Consider the following 17,972-nt stretch of genomic DNA (forward strand, 5'->3'; position numbering starts at 1 on the left):
CATTGCTTTTAAACCTTATTTTCGTTACTAATATAACTAATATTATGCCATTTTGTTACTGTTTTAGGCTTGTATGATGCCTTTGCGCTAGGCTTCTTTGCTTTGCATTAATTTGAAACAATTACGAATATATGCCACCTTTAAAACTGACATTTTATCAATGACATTTTGCAGTTCTTTTTCTTTTTTACTGATAACTTCTACAGCTTTTATGTGTTTTTGCATCTGATTGGTAATATTACCACTTGATTTTAAACCTTTTTTAAGCGTGTTTCTGCAATCATCTACAGAGATAAACGGAATAACACTACCTTTTAAATAGTAGGCGTAAAAACCGCCAATTTGCAACATCATCGATAAGTGAAATAATGTGTTTTTTGCTTCTTCGGTTGTAGTTGTGACTACAAAACAATTAGGACAGGGATTTGTTAAGGGTTTTCCGCTGTTTAGACCTTTGTTTAGGATGAAAAAATGAGGGTTCGAGTAAGTGCGACCAGATTTGTGTGTTTTTAGTTCAAAAGTTGACATAGCTATCCAATTTAAAATTGCTTCGCTACGCTTCGCACCATTATTTTTTTTGAAAAGAAAAAAAGATAGCCATAGTTATTGTGGCGTGGGTAAGGCTGTCAAGGTTTTTGGATAAAAGTTTTTTGAGTTAAAATGTTTAATGAAATAGAAGAAATATTGTGAAAAAAGTTTTATTCAAAACCCGTAGGGCTTGACCTTTACTGCCTTGTGCGGCTGGCAGAGGAAGCCACATATATTTGCTACCTTTTTTTATTTTAATACTATACCTGTTAATATTACTATTATAATAATCATAATAATTGTGAAGACCTTTGTAGAATAAGAATCATCGCCTTCTGGATTTTCAATTTTATTACCGTTATAATCAATATCGTGAGGAAAGAATAAATCAAATAAATCTTCAATCATTTTTTTCATACCCTAAATATAACTTTTCTGGGGAATTAACACTTAAAAAAATAGGTTTCAGTTCGTATTTGAGCGTTGGGTGAAGCGTTTGTATGGGTAGCGTTTTAAATAGTTGTTTGATAAAACAGCATTTAAAAAAGCTACTTATACAGGACTTATAGACAATAGCTTATTACTTTTTTGAGGCACGATAAAAAGTAATGTGCTATGGCGTACTACAAAATATTGTAAACCTATTTTTTTATAACCGCTGACTTGGGTGGTGGGGAAAAGTGGACTTTAATGTTTGTTAGCGAAATGAAACAAACAAAGACTTGAGGTAAGGAATACTTGGACTTAACGATGGTTTTGTGCAGTTGAATGAGATAACTAATATTATTATCAATTAACGTAACCCTTTAAATGTTCGACTGTTTAATACTTGTTCAAAATGTGGTTAAAAGTTCGGATGTGAGCGGTGGATGAGCGGATATTTTACATAATAGCAGTTATAGCTACCAAAACATAATAACACGCCGTAGGCAACCTTTGAAAAGGTTTTTGCTACTATAACTTCTATTATGTAACATAGCTTTGGGTTGGTTTTTTGGTGTAATAGTTGTTTGAGCGTAGGCAATGGCTCTTTGCTTTTTTATTGTACAAATTAAGAAAAATAGATACTTTTAAATAAAACAAGCAATGTGCCATTATAGCGTTGGGTACAACTATTATGACATAAAACCAACTATGCGTTGGCGAGCGGAACAAAATAAAAGACAGAGGATTTTGAGGTACGAAAAAACTGGGTTTTATTTTGTGGGGAAATTATTTTTGATTTACTAAGTTCGAATCTACTTTAATATCCAATGAATTATACTTTTTAGACGACTTAGAATAACCATCTAAAAAAGCATATAAGTTTCTAACTTCAATGGATGCAACATCTTTTTTTAAAGCTTTTTCAACTCTTGTTTTTAATACTATTTTTTTACTTTTTGACATTTCTTACAAAATAAATTCATCGAATAACTGACATAAATATACTAAATTTCTCTTTAATAACGCAGTATTTGTTGCAGATTTATGTATTAATTCATTTGAATCAATACTTACAATATATTTAATTTTTTCTTTATCAAATACTATAGGTGCTGCGCAACAAAATTGAACATCACCAATTCTATTTAACAGTTCAGGTGTTAGTTGATATGAATTATCCTCATTTGATATATTATAATCTACAAAAAATGATTTTTCAACATATGCACGCCCAACTACGCCCTGAACTACAGCACTATCAACCTCAAAAACTAGATTCTTTTTACCATTTACATCATTTGTGATATTTTCAATATTATAATTAAACAATTTTACTTTATTTGAAAAAAAAGATTTTTTGGCTTTAAAAACTCTTATATAAAGAGTGCCAGACCTAAATTTTAAATCACTACTAATCTGTGCCAGTATTACATTTACTTGATTTTTTAGTATTTTGCTTTGCTTTTTTATCTTTTTTTTCAAATAGTATATCTCTATTGGCAAAATAATAAACGCAATAACTGTTCCTAAAAGAAATGCCCAGAACTTAAAAATTGACACGTTTTCAGACGTGACTAAAAAACCCTTTTCAATTAGAAAGCTTGATATAAAATCATCTTTATAAAAGTAAACAAGAAATGCTGGCAATAAAGCTTTTAATATTAATTTAAATATATATTGCAATAATGACTTCATTAAGGACAGGTATTGATTAATACATAGTTTATTCTTAAATACATACTTTACAAATTTTTATATTTTATTTATTATGACTAATTATTTTTATTAATTCTGTTATAGGTTTTAAGTCTTTGTACAAAATAGTATAATCAAGAACAGGATTTGTTTTATCCCATTTGCCTACAGATGCTTTTTGCACATCATCTTTTGTTGCATAACCATAAATTATTGCAACAGAACCTTTTTGATAAAAATTCAGACCTACATAATAGTCTGATTGATAACCGTTGTCAAAGTACTGTTTAACAACCAATAATCTCTTATGAAAGTCTTTAGTACCAACTTTTAAATCAATAGATATATCATTAATAACAAAATCAGTACTATCCGTATTCTCTGTACCTGGATAAATATTATAATCAATCTCAACAGAAATATCGTTATCATTTAAATAATACTTAAATACTTCTTCTCCTAATTTACCCCAAGCAATTTTTTCTAAACGAGCTTTTCTGTTGTAATTAAATCTATCAAATGTTTCATCTATTACTTTAAGAGCAAATGCTCTTGCTCTGCTTTTCAATTCTTCATTAACCTTTATTTTAATCGCATCAGATTTATTAACCATTTACCTTTTGATTGATATTTTACCATTATTTAAACCAACAACTATTTGTTTGACACAAGAATTGTATATCTTTAATTCAATACCTTTTGATGGCAGATCCTTTATTTTTATTAAACTATCTTTTACATCTTTTGAAACACCTATAACATTGTCAATTGGAACAATTGTTACATTAGGTTCATTTCTTAAAAGATACCATTCTTTATCATTGCCTTTGTTTTTATCCAAATAATCTATATCTGCTTGAGTCATTTTAGGAAAGAGGTAATAAAAATGCTTATTTGGGAAAAAGTATTTTGTTAAATACATCTCACCAACAGCAATATGACCAGCTCGTTGAGAGCCATCAGTAAAATTCCTAATCATACGAGCTGCATACTTAATGATATAATCAGGTTTAATTATTGTTGAACGTTTTTTTGCAAAAGTGTCCCAGCTTCCTTTGTATTTTAAGTTAAAAGAATCATCATAAATCTTTTTCATTTTCAATAAGTAATTATCAATGTACTCCTTTAACTCAATTGGTTTTAATCTCAAATCAAGTAAATCATTTATTACTTTTAAATCATCAACAATAAGATAAATACCCTGTTCAGTTACACTTGCATTATATGCCATACCATATAAGTCCGGTTGAATAATAGAATTACCTTTCCTTAAATAATATATTCCAATATAACCTTCCTTAACAGCTCCTAATGCGTGATGAAATCTTTGATATTGTGCATTACCAGAAGAACCTCTATTTAACGCATCAGTACCTTCTAATCCTATAAATGGAATCCAACTATCATTTTCTTTAAAAAACCAACCTGCATCACAAGAACCATAAGAAACGGAATCTGATTGAAATGTTAAACCACCTTCTGAAACCAATTTTTGGTCATCATTACTACCCTCAGGAAAAATCCTTAGTCTACAACCATTTCTTACATATCCTACTGCTTGTATTATTTCTCTTTTTATTAGTTCATCACTCGATTGTGCCATATTATATAATTTTTAATTCTTTAAGTTTATCTAAAATTGTCTCAAATGATAAGTCAGCTACAATTTTAGAAATATCCGAGTTTGTAGAAATTGAACTACCAACAGTTTCAAAATAGAAAGATTGAAACTCGTTATTAGATAGATTAGCTATTAGATATAATTTAACGTATGTTTTTAACCACTCTTTGTATTCAGACTGATGTTTAACGTCAACTATATAACTTGTAGTTTTTGGTTTAGTGTACTTTAAATACGAATTATCGTCAATATTTAATAAACCAAAAGAATCGTTAGAAGCATTAGTTTTTGACGGATGAATTTCTATGCCATAATTAAATAATTTAGATGCTAAATATTTATTTAATTGCTTCTCCATAATTGTTGTGCTGGTTTTAGCTTCTCCAACTATCAAGTCATCAGAAAAAATCTCACTCGCTACATTTTTATCTTTGTTGAATCTTAGCATTGCTAACTCAATAATATTCAACCCTTTAAAATGGATATTGTATTTTGATAAAACCTTTAGAACTTCAGGAATACCATAACCTCCAAAATCAGGTGAACCTAATGTGTGTGATAGAGGTATTTGATTTTCACAAATAAAACCTTTATCAATAAAATAAGCATTAGCTAAGTATTCCATAAATGGTTCTAAACCATTTCCTTTTTTAGAGGTTTCAACACGCATTATTATATGTTGTGTTGGATTAGATATAGTACATATTTTTTCAAACAATAAGTCTTGTAATTCAATGTCAGAATTGAACTCTATAGGAATTATTACTTTGTAATCATCACTAAACAAAAAAGGATATACCTGATTTAAACTATAAGGAGTATGTTTTAAATTTGTATTATCGAAAAGTCCTGTGACAAAATTATAATGCATTGCATTATAAAACACTTTCAGTAATCCCTTAGGTGTAAAAGGCATAATAGGATTGTCTAAATAACCTGAACCAGTAATAGAACAAAAGATAAATGCTTGATAAGGATTTAACTTGAATCCTTTACCTAAATCTGTTTCTATAACCTCACACTTGAAATTATTTTTAAAAATACTAATGATATTTTCTTTGCTCAATTCCATAGTCTATACTTCTTCAAATTTTTTAACAAGTTTTTTTAAGGTTAACCCTTTCAATCCTGTTATATGATACCCATTGAAGAGCTTTTCAATAACAGTACAAACAAAAACATCAAATATTATGGCTGTGGAATCTTTTTTTAATTCTTTAAGATTTGTTTTTACCTCACTTATAAGTGATAAATAATCGATTGGAAAATCATTTTGATTTACAATATTGTTTGACTTTATGAATGTAACATAAAGGTCGTTTTTAGGCGAAAATTTCGCCCAGTTTTGATTATAAGTACTACCAACAGTTTCATATACTTTGGTGTCAAATAAAGAAAAGCCAGCTTCTTTAATTAATTCTAAAATGGAATACCAAATGTCAATATTTTTGTTCTGGAAGCACAAAGTAAATTTGCTTTCGTTTTTAAGAACACGATAGCTATTTTCAATAAAGACCTTTATCGATTCAAGAAAATCAGAAGAGTCTTTATCCTGCTTAGGGTTAATTATTACTTCATTTTTATTCTCATACACTACATCCAACCAACTATTCCAAATAAAAGATAATTCTGAATATTGAATTACATCACCATAAGGCGGATCCGTTATAATGTAATCAACAGTATTATCTTTAAACTCATCAAGTTTTAATGAAGATTTGTTTAAAATTTCTGGTTTAAGAATTTCTGGTTTATTTTTTTCTAACCATCTATCTCTTATAGTGTTTTTAGCGATAGCTACATTTTTAGCTCTATCTAAGTATCTCCAAACAACATTTTCTTGAATATTATCATCAGGAATCCAATAATTGTTAACACCTAAAGGCCTTACATTAGTGCCTTTTAAAACGCTGGCGTGTAATACTGTATTTGTAAATGCTATTAAAAATAAATCTTTGTATTTGTATTCTGATTCTTTAAGATGTTTATTTAAAGAAGATAAAGCGGATAGGTTACGAGATGAATAAAAATCACTTACTTTAGAGTAGCCTTTATAACTAAACCTATCTTTATAAAACTCTTTTGGAAATTTATTAGTAGGGACACTTCCATTTAACACAAACTTTTTGGTTAATGTTTTAGTATCAATTTTACTTTTTATCCTCTCCTTAAAGTTTGCATCAGTAACAATGCAGTTATAATCATCTGGGAGTTTTGTGCCTGAATACCAGTATAGAATATAATAATTCTCATTGAAGAGTAAATTATTACTTTTACCAACAGCATATAATGGTAAAATATTTTCTCGCATAAAGTGTTCTATACTATGTAGTTCTTCATTATAGTCATTGACTTCAAAATCAATATTGTTAACTAATTCATTTGATAAAAAACAGGCAAAGGGATTTAAATCATAACCTACAGCCTTACGATTATTAAGTAATGATTCTAATGCCACTGTGCCTGAACCAATAAAAGGGTCTAATACTAAATCACCTTCTTTACTATAATCAAGAATAGATTTTTCAATTAAATACCAAGGTTTACGAGACCAATACTTGTGTAATTTAGATACCCTGTCATATTTTTTATTTCTTTTAATGGAATCAATAAAAACTATGTCATCTATAAAATTTGTGAGTTTTTCTGTTTCCATATAATTACACCTTTTTGAGTATTAAACAATAATGATGTAAAATGTTACTTGTCCAAGAAAAAGGGTAACCATAAGGTGCCAACCCTATCTTATCTTGAATCCATATCTTTTCATCTTTTAAATCATATAAAGTGCTTAGTTCCTTTGCTAAATCCCAAGCTAAAGGATAAAACTTCCCATCCTTTTTAACGTTTTTAATAATAATTACGATGTGAGCACCTTCACGTAAGATTTTATACATTTTTACGTAAACCTCAGCACAAGACTTTATGAACTCGTCATAATCATCAATGTTACCTAAATCAAGATTATGTTCAGAATACTTGGTGTCTAATTGCTTTTTATCTCTTACTTTTTTAAAGTCTCCTGTACTTCTATTTAATATATCCCAATATGGAGGTGAGCTGATTGAAAAATCAATTTGAGGAAAACCATAAGTGTCTATTAATTTTGCATCACCATTGATTATATTTTTTTCAAATTTCTTATCCCTTCTAATTGCTATGCTATGGTATTTATGGTTTAATTCTGTACCATATGCAATTCTACTAGTTCTTTTACACGCCTCAGCGGTACTACCTATGCCCATAAATGGGTCTAACACATTATCTCCTTCTTTTGTGAAGAAAGAAATAAAATCTGAAATCATTGTAGGCGAGTATGTTGCTGGATGTGTTTCTGAATTAGGGTCAAGAGCTTTCTCTTGCTTTATATCTTCTTTTATAGCATTAAAAATAAACCAACTACAAGTGAATTTTATCCATTCTTTTCCTGTAAGGTCATTAATTTTATTCCTTAATGTATATGCACCATTTTCAGGCTCTATCAATATAGAATTAGCTTTCTCTAAATTACCTTTAGGATGATATAATGCAACTTTTTCCCAATTTTCGATAAATCTCGAAGGAATTTTTAGTTTGACTCTATTTTGATAGAAATTATCTAAAATTTCTTTAGCTTTTTTATTAGCTGACTTATCGCTTACTGGCTCTACAGCCCTATTAGGCTTATGATAGAATTTTATTTCCATTATTCTTTTTTAATGAGTAATTCTGCTATTTCAACATTTAATATTTTAGCTATTTCATATAGCACTTCTAAACTCGGTTGATTTCTATTTTGCACGTAGCCATTAACAGTATTAAAGCTTTTACTTAGCTTATCTGCTAACCACACTTGCTTTATGCCCTTTTCTTCTAAAACCGCTTTTATTCTGTTCATAAGAATTTATGATTTGAAGTCGTAAAGATATAGTATATACTTTGTATTTATATAACGTAATACGTTGTATTTTTGATTAATGTGATTTAGTATTGATTATATAAGTAAAACTAATAATCGTTTAATAGAGATTTTATTTCTTGAAGCCTTGATAAATAGGGTTTATAAATCAAATTACCATTGTTTGATTTTATTGTTAACATATGACTATTTATAAATTTAGAAACATCTAAAATCATAGTGCAATCATTAAATTTTATAGGTTTTTCTGGTAATTTGATAGACTTAAAAAAATCTTCAAGTTCTTTTATATCCTTATCCCAATTTAAGACTGGTTTATCTTCATAGGTTGATTTAAGCATAATTTCATCTACTTTAACCTGTTTAATTGGTTGAGCCTTAACTAATGGCTTTTTGATAATTAAATCCTTTTTTGGGATTTGCTCTATAATTGGTTGTAATAAAGTTGATTTAGGTTTAGGCGTTAAAATTGGTTTTACTCTAAAGTCTTGCCAATTTAATTTTATTAGATAATCCGCTATGTCTTTACCTTTATCTCTGTCTTGATTAGATGCAAGTTGCTCTAATAAATCAGATACAATAAATGTTGTATTTTCTAATTTTGATTGAATATTTTGTGCTTTATTAGACCATAAATTATATGCTTTACTTTCTTTAGATAAATCTGGAAAGAGGAATACTTTACGACCTTTTAGGGCTTTACATTTTTTAAGATTTAAACTACTTAAATTATAGACCGCTAACCAAAGTAAACTTTTAGGATTATTAGGGAAACCAAAATATAAAGTGCCATAAATAGCTGTTTTAGGTGCTTCTACTAATGCTATTGGATTGTGAGGATATTTATTTAAAAGATGCTCACCGAATAAGCAAGATACTTTAGTATCGTTGCTGTTATAATCTTCTAGCCATTGTGGTAGTTCATTTTGATTTCTATTACAATGCTTTTCTATTATGGCGTGTAAAAAATTAGTGTTTATTGTATGGTTTGATTTATTGAATGTTTTCACTTGAATAGCTCTTACATTATTACCACTATCAATAAACGGAAATGTTGTGCCACCTTTGCAATATCCTTTTGTTACAGTACCTAAATGATATTGTGCTATAATTTTTTCAATATCATCAGCTTTAAAAGGGTATGCGATATTGTACAATAAATTTTGAATAAAACCATTTTCTTGATAAGCTGTTCTAGTCTTATAAAACACCTCTTTTGGAATAAATACTTGCTTTGGTTTTTCTAACGGTTTATTAATTTGATATAGAAAATTGCTCTTAATTGTATTATCTTTTGTATATCCATTTTTATATGGGTTTAAATGATAACCACAATTAACTTCTCTATCACATTTGCCATATTCATCAGGTAAATATTGCTGTGTTTCTATATCAACATATCTTACAAAGCGTTTTTTATGACAGGCTGGACAACGATGTTTTTTACTTCCTTTTTCGAAAGTGTATCTATATTGGCTCATAAAAAGTTTTCTTTAGAGGGTAACTTTAATAACTTTAGTAACTCATACTGTTACTTTAGTTATTTTAATTACTGCTTTTAAACATCTTTTTTAAAATGAAACTTCCTTTGTTATAAAGGCTGCAAGTTTGTTACCTGCTACACGTTCTACTATGATTTTATAGTTTTTTAGCCTTTTAGAAAAATTGACTTTACTTACTGGTTTAAAACCATCTTCAGAACAATACTGCCTGTAATGTGGATATAGGTCTTTTATAAGTGTGTAATCATTAGGGGAAATAGTATAGTCGTTTTCATCGATAAACATTTTAACGCTATCTGATTGCGTTTTATAATCTGCAACAGCTTCTTCTGCTGCTGTACATTTTGAAAAACCTTTTTGGTCTAATAAACGATTTAAGCCTTCTAAAACCCAATTAAAAACACCTGATAATTCGGTTTCTATAATTTTATTATGTAGGCTTTTATCTTGCTTTTCTGGTGGGATGGTAACATCAAAAGGAATAATTAAAAATCTCCTAAAATATGCGTTTGTCTGTTCTACCTCTTTCGGTAGATCATTACAATTGAATATTAATTTTGCATATTGCTTTAAAGTAAAAGGTTCGCCATAAGGTAATCGAGCTTCTACAGGTTCTCCTGAAACTAATTGTTTAAAAATTGAACTTTCTAATTTGCCATTAATTTCTGATGCATAATTCACTAATTTGTTAGCAATTTTTGCTCTGAAATAACCATTTTCATTCGTTAGGCTTTGTAAAGAATAATTACTTGTATTTTCATCACCAAGTAAAGCGCTCACAACTTGAAAAAATACAGATTTACCATTTGCACCACCACCATAAAGAATTAATGCTTTTTCTTCTTTAAGCCTATTACTATTGTGCTTAATAAATAGAAAACCTAAAAATTCAGCTAATACATTTTGTTTTTCTATATCTGGTAAAACTTCATTTAAATAGTTTTTAAATATTGGTGCTTCTGCTTCTGGGTTATATTCAAAAGGTAATTGATACGTGATAAAGTCATTAGGGTTAAATGGTCTTATTTGAGTACCCTCTGTATTTATTTCAAATGTTCCATTTTTTAAATTTATCAAAACATTGTCCGCTGATGGTGGTATAGCATCTAGGTAAGCGGTTGCCAAAAATTGTTCGTATAACTCCTTTTTGAATCTATAATATTTCGCAGAAAATTTAGGTACACCCATTTTTTCGGCTGCTTTACCTAAAAACTTCTGAAATGCTTCTTTATCAATTTCACTCCAATAAGAACCATTGTATAAATAAATGAAACTATGATTTTTGCATAAGCCCCAATTATTGCTTCTAGCGGTATTTAAAACAGTATCAATTGAAATAATTGAATAGTGCTTATTTGTGAGCTTAAAATTATCGTGAACGCTTGGATTTGCTATTCTCTCAAAATCTACCTTATTAAATTGCTTTAAAAGTTTAGATAAGATGTTATTGTGTTTAACTTCTTTACTATCTGTTAATTCGTTAATATGTCTGATAATTGTTCCAGGCTCTTCTAAACTCTCAAATTGAGGGTTTAATGGTACAGCATTGCTCATAACTTAAAGATTTAAAGATTAGTAATTATTTCTTTTTGTTGTGAATGCTTTGCGATAGTTATTATCTAATAACTTTTGCACGTCGCTCATACGATAATAGATTTTTGAACCTATTTGTGAGAATGAAATAACGCCTTCGTCACGCCAAGTTTGAGCGGTACGTTTGCTTATATTCATTAGCAGAAGAAATTCTTGATTGTCTAAAAAAGTGTCTTGAGGCTTCTTTTGTTTTTCCTCTAGTTGTTTGTTTAGTTGGTCTAAACGATTAACTAAATCTTTGTACTGTTGGGTGCTTAAAATGATTGCTTCCATTACGATATATATTTAAAATTATACCGCAATATTGCCCTTAACATAGGTAGCTATAGGGTTACCCTTATAATACCCTTATAACAGGTGTATTTTAATGTATTGGGTTGTTTTTAATGTACTGTAATGCTTCCTTTTTGTAATTCTCTGATGTTGTAGATGCATCTAGTTCTGACCTTAATTCTAAATTTATTTTATCTGCAAAAACATTGCATAAGGTTGACAAACCAATATTAGGAATTATCATCTTTTCTCTTAACGCTTCAATCACTCCCCTTAATGCTCCCTTTTTTCTTGGTGTTAAAATACAAGAGCCATTTAATGTTATGCTTAAATCTTCAAGTAACTGCAAAACATAAACTTGCTTGTTAGTTTGTGGAATAAGAGAATTGAAATCTTTCTTTAAATCTTTTGATGGTTTTTTAGCTGTAGAAGTGATACCACTTTTAAAATCGTTTAAAGCATTTATAGTAGCTTCTTTAAATAACTCAAAATGATTGGTGTAATGCTTCCAGACGTGCATTGCATATTTTGATAAATAGGTTTCTTCTTTGTATTCCATATAATTTGGAAACCAATAGGTATCGTGATATAGTCGTTTAAATACTTCAGCTCTTTTATCTGGTGTATGGGTTTTAAATTGATTTACTGATAATGTGAGGTATTTATTAATTTCAAAGTCGTTTAATGGCTTGATTCTTTCGAATAAAGATTTTAAAAACTCATTATATAAGGCACCAGAAATAAAGTTATCAAAATACATAGGGTCAAAAGTATATTTTTCCCATTCATCATCAAGTTTGCGTTTGTATTCTACTGCCTCTATCGCTAAACGTTTTTCTAATTCTTCTACAATAAAAACGTCTTTAGGTTCATCGTTTTGGTAGTTGGTGTAGGTCATTGCTGGATTGTTTAATTTCTCTTTTGCTTGATGCTTTTTTTCTTCCTCAACAGTTTCTAATATACTCTTGAAAGTTGTTAGTCTATCCGCAATCGCCATATATTTTATAAAATGTGAGATAAACTTATTATCAATACCAAAATGCCCTTCTTCAATCATTTCTTCCCATTCTAATTCATCAAGATTCTCAACATCTTCTACCTTTTTAAATTTCATTGTTAAGACTTCTAAAACGTCATCAAACTCTTGTGATAGAAAATTTCTAATTAATCTTTCTCTGTATTGATCGTGATTATCACCTGATAAATCAAATTCGCTAGGACTTATATAACATCTTAAAAACTCTGCTATATCAGGACTGCATTTAGCGAGTTTCTTTTGCATTTTCTTAATCTCCTTTTTAGTAAACTCTACTTTCTCAACATCATTAACACAAGAACTATACATTAGTTTGTCCTTATCTGTTTGAGAGTAAACAGCTGTTTGAATAAAGCTATCAATAGCATCTGTGAATTTGTCTAACAACAACAATTCTATTTTTGAATATTCACCCATATTAATTGATGTATTTATCTACTGCATTATCCAACTCACTACTAATAATTTTTGCATACACTTGTGTAATACCAATATCTGAATGGTCCATCAATTTAGAAACGTGTTCTATACGCATACCATTATTTAATGCCCTGGTGGCAAATGTATGTCTGCTAATATGAAAACTTAAATTAAAAGGTAGTTCTAAACGTTTGCCCATTTTTCTTAAATACATATTACTTAATGCTATTGCTCTTCCGGTTATTAAATTTCTATGTTCTTTATCTGTAAAATAGGTTTTATCAATATTTGCAAAAGGGAAAATTATATCTTCTTGCTTCTGTTCTTTTTGTTGATACTTCTCTAATATCTCAACTGCTTTTTGACCTATTCTAACGCTATGCTGTCTGTTTGTTTTTCTGATTATCTTGGTTATTCTTCCGTTTTTCTTATCGTAATTCTTCCATTTTAGCTCTAGCATATCCCCAAACCTTAAACCACCTGCAAAGACTGAAAATATAAACATATCTTTTATAATCTGTGCTTTGTCTTTATTTGAAACCTCTAAATCCATAAAGTCCTGAAACTGTTCCGCAGATAGATAGCGTTTTGTACTCTTTTCTTTTTTTACTGTGAACTTGTTAAAGGGAAATAAATCCAAAGGTATTAAATCTTCTTTTTGTGCTTCCTTAAACATTATCTTCATAATCTTTAAAGAGAAATTAATCGTTGTGTTATTGTTGCCTAATGTAGAACTGCAATAGGATGCAAAATCTTTTAAAGTGGTAACTGTAATATCTTCAAACATCAATTCTCTATGACCTACAAACTTTTCAAATTTCTTTAAATAGGTTTTGTAATTCTTATACGTTGAATATGCTAAAGTGTCTTTTCGCTTTTCGCAAAGATTATCAGAGTAGTCAAAAAAGTTCGTTAAGGGTTTACCCTTAATGGCCTCTTTTAGTTTTCTTGCTGTTGTAGATTGGTTTCTTCTTTCTAGGTCTGCAATCTCGCCTTTTGCATCTGCAACCTTTTGAGATATGTATGCGTTTAGCCTTGTAGAATTACTGTGATTCTTCTTTACTTTTTGCTTATCTTCATCCCATTCATTTGGCTTTAATTTTAGGCTTAACGAAATGAATTTAGTTTTGCGGTCTTTGATAACTCTTAAATAAAGAGGTGCTTCACCTGCTTTATCTACTTTGCTATTTCTTAAAATTAGTTTTATTGAAGACATAAAGTACTGGTTTTAAAGGGATGCAATGCGGTGCAACCGAGTACTAAGGTACAACAATAGGTACAACAAAACAAGCATTTTAGCGCATTTTGTTGCTTTACTTTACTTTAGTGAAAACCTGTAAAGTACTGTATTTAAAGGATTTTAGTGAATTTCGAAGTAATTGAGCGCAGTATCTATATAACACCGTGTATAATCAATTGCTAGTTTTAGCTTACTTACGAAAATCCTCGCGGATTTTCTACTTAGTTTGTATTTACTAAATTAGGTGTTGTATAAACGCAAAAAATCATACACAAACACGTTGGCGTGCATTAGAAAAATGAAAAAAATAAGAATATTTACCGTTTTAATTTTAATAGTTTGTTGTAAAAATTCAGAAACAAAAACTGAATTGCAAAACACAAAAATTGAAATTAATAAAAATTTGATTGAAAAATCATTGCTGTTTCCATTTGAGAAAAAATTAACTGAATTTCAAAAAGACAGTATCAATGAATATGGAGCAGGAGATTGTTGGGGAAACGTTCAACAATATTCGAAAAATAAAATTGAGGTAGGACTTGATTCGACAAACTGTGGCGACTATGGATTTTATCACAGTTTTTATTTGCTAAATAATGGTGGAATTAGAATTGCACATTTAAAAGAATCAAACACTATTTTAGGCAACAATATAAATGATACAAAATATATTCTAGTTGAAAAAATTTATGATTATCGAAAAAACCCCTACTTATTATATTTAAGAACTGACACATTGAACAAGCCGAACATTGACTTAATTAGAACGGGATTTATAAAAACTGAATTAAAAGATTTTCAAACTTCTTATGAGCATTTAATTATGGGGTATGAAGGAGCATGGAAAATGAAAGTTGATTATTAAAAAAAAAGACACGCCAACACCGTGTAAAAAAAATTGCTGGTAAAAGCCTCCTTACGAAAATCCTTGCAGATTTTCTATTCGGTTTATATTTGCTAAATTAGGTGCTTAAACCACACAACAAACCATATACAATCACGTTAGGTGCAATTAAAAAAAATGAGAGGAGTTACAACTTTAATTTTATGCTGTCTATTATCGATAAGTTCATTAAGTCAGACCAAATGGGAAAAGGCTGATAAAGAGCTTTCTGAAAAATTGAATAATGGAGAGATTAGCTATGAGGAATATTTTCCCCTATCAATGACATTGGCAGGAAAATTATCTGACAGATTAAGTGCTTATCATAAGAATAAATCTAAAATTTTAAATCCAAAAAATGAGGGATTAACTATTCGCTTTATACCAAATAAATACAGAGTGAATGAGTATGGCGGAATTTACAGAAAAGCTATCTTGAAAAATGATTCAAACTCAACATATATAATTCCACGAATTGATGCTACTATTGGAAATTTAAATGGTTTCATATTAATAGATGACAAATGGCTTCCCCACGGAGAATATGGTAAATCATCCTGTGGTAATAGTTATTATGATGAAACTTTAGGTTCATACGAACAAATTGAATTTGAATTGGCTAATGGTATAAATGTAGAAGGAAAGATAGAGACAAAATACAAGGTCACAATAACTATCGAAGGTAAAGTGTACGAATCGAATGAAGTGACTATTAATCTATACGAAAATCAATATAAACGATTAACAGAATAAAATAACTGCACCTAACAATGGCTATAAGTAATTGCTTGTTCTCGCCTACTTCTGAAAATCCTTGCGGATTTTCAGCTTGGTGTGTACTTGCAAAGTTAAGCACTAACCCTCGCAACTACTTATAGCCAAAACCGTTGGGCACAAGTTGAGAAAAATGAACTTAAGTTAAAACATTTTAGAAAATGAAAAGATTGTCTTTTGTAATTTTACTGTTACCATTTTTTGCTTGTTTTGGACAAAATTCAAATGAGGAAAAGTATTACAACCATTTTGATGACTCAATTACTTTAATTGATACTATATACTTTCATAAAGTCAAATTTGACGGCTTTTCTAATACTTATGCAGGTGTTTTCAAAAGGATTAAAGACACACTTTTTTTTAATTCGAGAATTGACATGGGAGCTTTAAGACGAAACAATAGTTCATTTTCGAATAAAAGAGTGAAAGATTCTATTATTAATTTAACTATTAAAATGGAAGCCGAATTGGTTAGGAAATATGAATGGCGATTTATAACATCTTTAAAAATGCTTAAAAAGGACAACAAACTGTATTTACTTAACTCAAAAGGGGAATTGGATTTAAGGGAATTCATGAAAGATGGAAAAAAATGTAGGAATTATTTTACCAAAACCGAATAAAAACCAGTGCCCAACACCGTATAAAATTAATTGCTAGTTTAAGCTTACTTACGAAAATCCTTGCGGATTTTCTAGTTGGTTTTGTATTTACTAAATTAGGTACTTAAACACGCAAAAAATCTTATACAAACACGTTAGGCAACATTAGAAATAAAAAAATGAGTTTTAAAATCAAATTTTTCACTTTTGTAATTATAATAATTAGTCCATTTATTACAAAAGCACAAAATACTCAACTTGGAGAATCTCTCATAATTAGAAAAAACTTAAAACCTAAAGATTTATACATCAAGTTAAAACTGCCAAAAGACTGGAAAATAGATCAAAAAGAGCAAAAACATTATTCAATGCTTGAAGTTTTATATAACAACTCAAAAAAGAATAAAATTTTCATCAATTTTAATAGAAATACAGCCTACACTCGTGACGGTAACAAAGCATTAATAAACAGTCGAGAAATTAAGTCATTCTTTTTAAATTTTGGACAATTTAAAAGAGATAATTTAGACATCATCAGTCAAAAAAAACTCACTGTAGATACCTATCCAGCATTAATGATTAGAGCTAAGGTTCAAAAAGAAAATCATTTAGGAGAGAGAAGTGAATTTTTTAGAACCTCTTTTATAATTTTACATAAAGGATCAACTATTCAATTTTACACAAACAGTCAATATGAAATTGATTCTCTAAATGATCAAAAGATTCTTGAATCAATGATAAAATCAATAACTTTTCCCTACAAAAACTCTGATGAACAACTTGAACAAACGATTTGCGTAGTTTGCAGCGACGTAAATTACGCAAAAATAAAAGGACAAGATATGCCACCTTGGAAGCATACAATGGAAAAGTATTTAGGTTTTCAAGGAAATGACAGAGAGTTTAGGGCATTCTTTAACAACTTTTTAAATACATATAAAAACCAAATAATTTGTCCGCGATACAAAGTAAGCTCTCGAGTTTATCCTCCCCAACATCTCTTTAAAAGAATATTGGCTGTGGGAATGAATGAAACTTTTGAAGAATATTTCTTTGACCTAGGAGATGGTGATATTGATTATAATGCATACGAAATAGTTAATGGAAAAAAAGAAACAATTTTAGATTGGGTTGAAAACTGGATAGCATTGGGAAGAGGTGATGCTGAAGAATTAAGGGATGTTGCTTATAGCCTAAAAGATGAATTTGGAGCTAAACTTGGAAAAGACCTTACTACTAAGGAATCTAAAAAAAATTAAATTTCAAATTGAATACAAAAAATAACATTGCCTAACACCGTATATAATTTATTGCTGGCTTCTTGCCTACTTGCGAAAGTCCTCAAGGACTTTCTTGGTCGGTAATTATTTACTAAATTAGTTGTTTGAAACACGCAACAAACCATATACAACAACGTTGGGTTTAATGCTGAAAAATCTTATTAAAATTAAAAAATTCAATCTTTTTAGAATATAAAAAGA

At 29.2% G+C, this 17,972-nt stretch carries 19 protein-coding genes; 4 read left to right on the forward strand and 15 right to left on the reverse strand.

The features are described 5' to 3' along the window. Window positions 1-87: 87 nt before the first annotated feature. The 15 genes from BLT88_RS09665 to BLT88_RS09725 form a co-directional block, all read right to left on the reverse strand. The gene (locus BLT88_RS09665) at window positions 88-528 is read right to left on the reverse strand and encodes a hypothetical protein (protein WP_091954452.1); all 441 of its coding nucleotides are present in this window, start codon (window positions 526-528) and stop codon (window positions 88-90) included. A gap of 249 nt (window positions 529-777) precedes the next feature. Then, window positions 778-936, reverse strand: a complete 159-nt coding sequence (locus tag BLT88_RS14150) for a hypothetical protein (RefSeq protein ID WP_157691187.1) — start codon at window positions 934-936, stop codon at window positions 778-780. Between the two features lie 804 nt (window positions 937-1,740). Continuing rightward, window positions 1,741-1,917 carry a hypothetical protein gene (locus BLT88_RS14155; protein WP_157691189.1) on the reverse strand — a complete coding sequence of 59 codons (177 nt, stop codon included), beginning with the start codon at window positions 1,915-1,917 and terminating at the stop codon, window positions 1,741-1,743. Between the two features lie 3 nt (window positions 1,918-1,920). Beyond that, a complete protein-coding gene (locus BLT88_RS09670) occupies window positions 1,921-2,649 on the reverse strand; it encodes a hypothetical protein (RefSeq protein ID WP_091954454.1) in 729 nt (242 codons plus the stop codon). Between the two features lie 64 nt (window positions 2,650-2,713). Next, window positions 2,714-3,262: a hypothetical protein gene (locus tag BLT88_RS09675; protein ID WP_091954455.1), complete on the reverse strand. Its 549-nt coding sequence runs from the start codon at window positions 3,260-3,262 to the stop codon at window positions 2,714-2,716. After that, window positions 3,263-4,252, reverse strand: coding sequence for a hypothetical protein (locus tag BLT88_RS09680; protein WP_091954457.1), 990 nt, complete (start codon window positions 4,250-4,252; stop codon window positions 3,263-3,265). 1 nt (window position 4,253) lies between these two features. Next, window positions 4,254-5,342, reverse strand: a complete 1,089-nt coding sequence (locus BLT88_RS09685) for a hypothetical protein (RefSeq protein ID WP_091954458.1) — start codon at window positions 5,340-5,342, stop codon at window positions 4,254-4,256. Window positions 5,343-5,345: 3 nt separating this feature from the next. Beyond that, window positions 5,346-6,926: a DNA methyltransferase gene (locus BLT88_RS09690; RefSeq protein WP_091954460.1), complete on the reverse strand. Its 1,581-nt coding sequence runs from the start codon at window positions 6,924-6,926 to the stop codon at window positions 5,346-5,348. Between the two features lie 4 nt (window positions 6,927-6,930). Continuing rightward, a complete protein-coding gene (locus BLT88_RS09695) occupies window positions 6,931-7,956 on the reverse strand; it encodes a DNA methyltransferase (protein WP_091954462.1) in 1,026 nt (341 codons plus the stop codon). Further along, on the reverse strand, window positions 7,956-8,147 hold the full coding sequence (locus tag BLT88_RS09700) for a helix-turn-helix domain-containing protein (RefSeq protein WP_091954463.1): 192 nt from the start codon (window positions 8,145-8,147) through the stop codon (window positions 7,956-7,958). Before BLT88_RS09700 ends, BLT88_RS09695 begins: the two co-directional genes overlap by 1 nt. A 110-nt stretch (window positions 8,148-8,257) precedes the next feature. After that, complete coding sequence (locus BLT88_RS09705) at window positions 8,258-9,649, reverse strand: DUF6371 domain-containing protein (RefSeq protein WP_197675644.1); 1,392 nt, start codon at window positions 9,647-9,649, stop codon at window positions 8,258-8,260. A 90-nt stretch (window positions 9,650-9,739) separates the two neighbouring features. After that, on the reverse strand, window positions 9,740-11,224 hold the full coding sequence (locus tag BLT88_RS09710) for a phage/plasmid primase, P4 family (RefSeq protein ID WP_091954465.1): 1,485 nt from the start codon (window positions 11,222-11,224) through the stop codon (window positions 9,740-9,742). Between the two features lie 18 nt (window positions 11,225-11,242). Next, a complete protein-coding gene (locus tag BLT88_RS09715) occupies window positions 11,243-11,536 on the reverse strand; it encodes a helix-turn-helix domain-containing protein (RefSeq protein WP_091954466.1) in 294 nt (97 codons plus the stop codon). A 91-nt stretch (window positions 11,537-11,627) separates the two neighbouring features. After that, on the reverse strand, window positions 11,628-12,989 hold the full coding sequence (locus BLT88_RS09720) for a hypothetical protein (protein WP_091954468.1): 1,362 nt from the start codon (window positions 12,987-12,989) through the stop codon (window positions 11,628-11,630). 1 nt (window position 12,990) lies between these two features. After that, window positions 12,991-14,208, reverse strand: coding sequence for a site-specific integrase (locus BLT88_RS09725; RefSeq protein WP_091954469.1), 1,218 nt, complete (start codon window positions 14,206-14,208; stop codon window positions 12,991-12,993). 322 nt (window positions 14,209-14,530) lie between these two features. On the opposite strand from BLT88_RS09725, the gene BLT88_RS09730 reads away from it, so the two are divergent. The 4 genes from BLT88_RS09730 to BLT88_RS14275 all read left to right on the forward strand — a co-directional run bounded on the left by BLT88_RS09730 (window position 14,531) and on the right by BLT88_RS14275 (window position 17,750). Further along, window positions 14,531-15,097 carry a hypothetical protein gene (locus tag BLT88_RS09730; RefSeq protein ID WP_091954471.1) on the forward strand — a complete coding sequence of 189 codons (567 nt, stop codon included), beginning with the start codon at window positions 14,531-14,533 and terminating at the stop codon, window positions 15,095-15,097. 156 nt (window positions 15,098-15,253) lie between these two features. After that, the gene (locus BLT88_RS09735) at window positions 15,254-15,868 is read left to right on the forward strand and encodes a hypothetical protein (protein ID WP_091954472.1); all 615 of its coding nucleotides are present in this window, start codon (window positions 15,254-15,256) and stop codon (window positions 15,866-15,868) included. 182 nt (window positions 15,869-16,050) lie between these two features. Then, window positions 16,051-16,512, forward strand: a complete 462-nt coding sequence (locus tag BLT88_RS09740) for a hypothetical protein (RefSeq protein ID WP_091954474.1) — start codon at window positions 16,051-16,053, stop codon at window positions 16,510-16,512. 158 nt (window positions 16,513-16,670) lie between these two features. Beyond that, window positions 16,671-17,750, forward strand: a complete 1,080-nt coding sequence (locus BLT88_RS14275) for a hypothetical protein (protein WP_197675645.1) — start codon at window positions 16,671-16,673, stop codon at window positions 17,748-17,750. The last annotated feature ends 222 nt before the right edge of the window (window positions 17,751-17,972 follow it).

It is taken from the genome of Polaribacter sp. Hel1_33_78, from assembly GCF_900106075.1.
Lineage (GTDB): Bacteria > Bacteroidota > Bacteroidia > Flavobacteriales > Flavobacteriaceae > Polaribacter.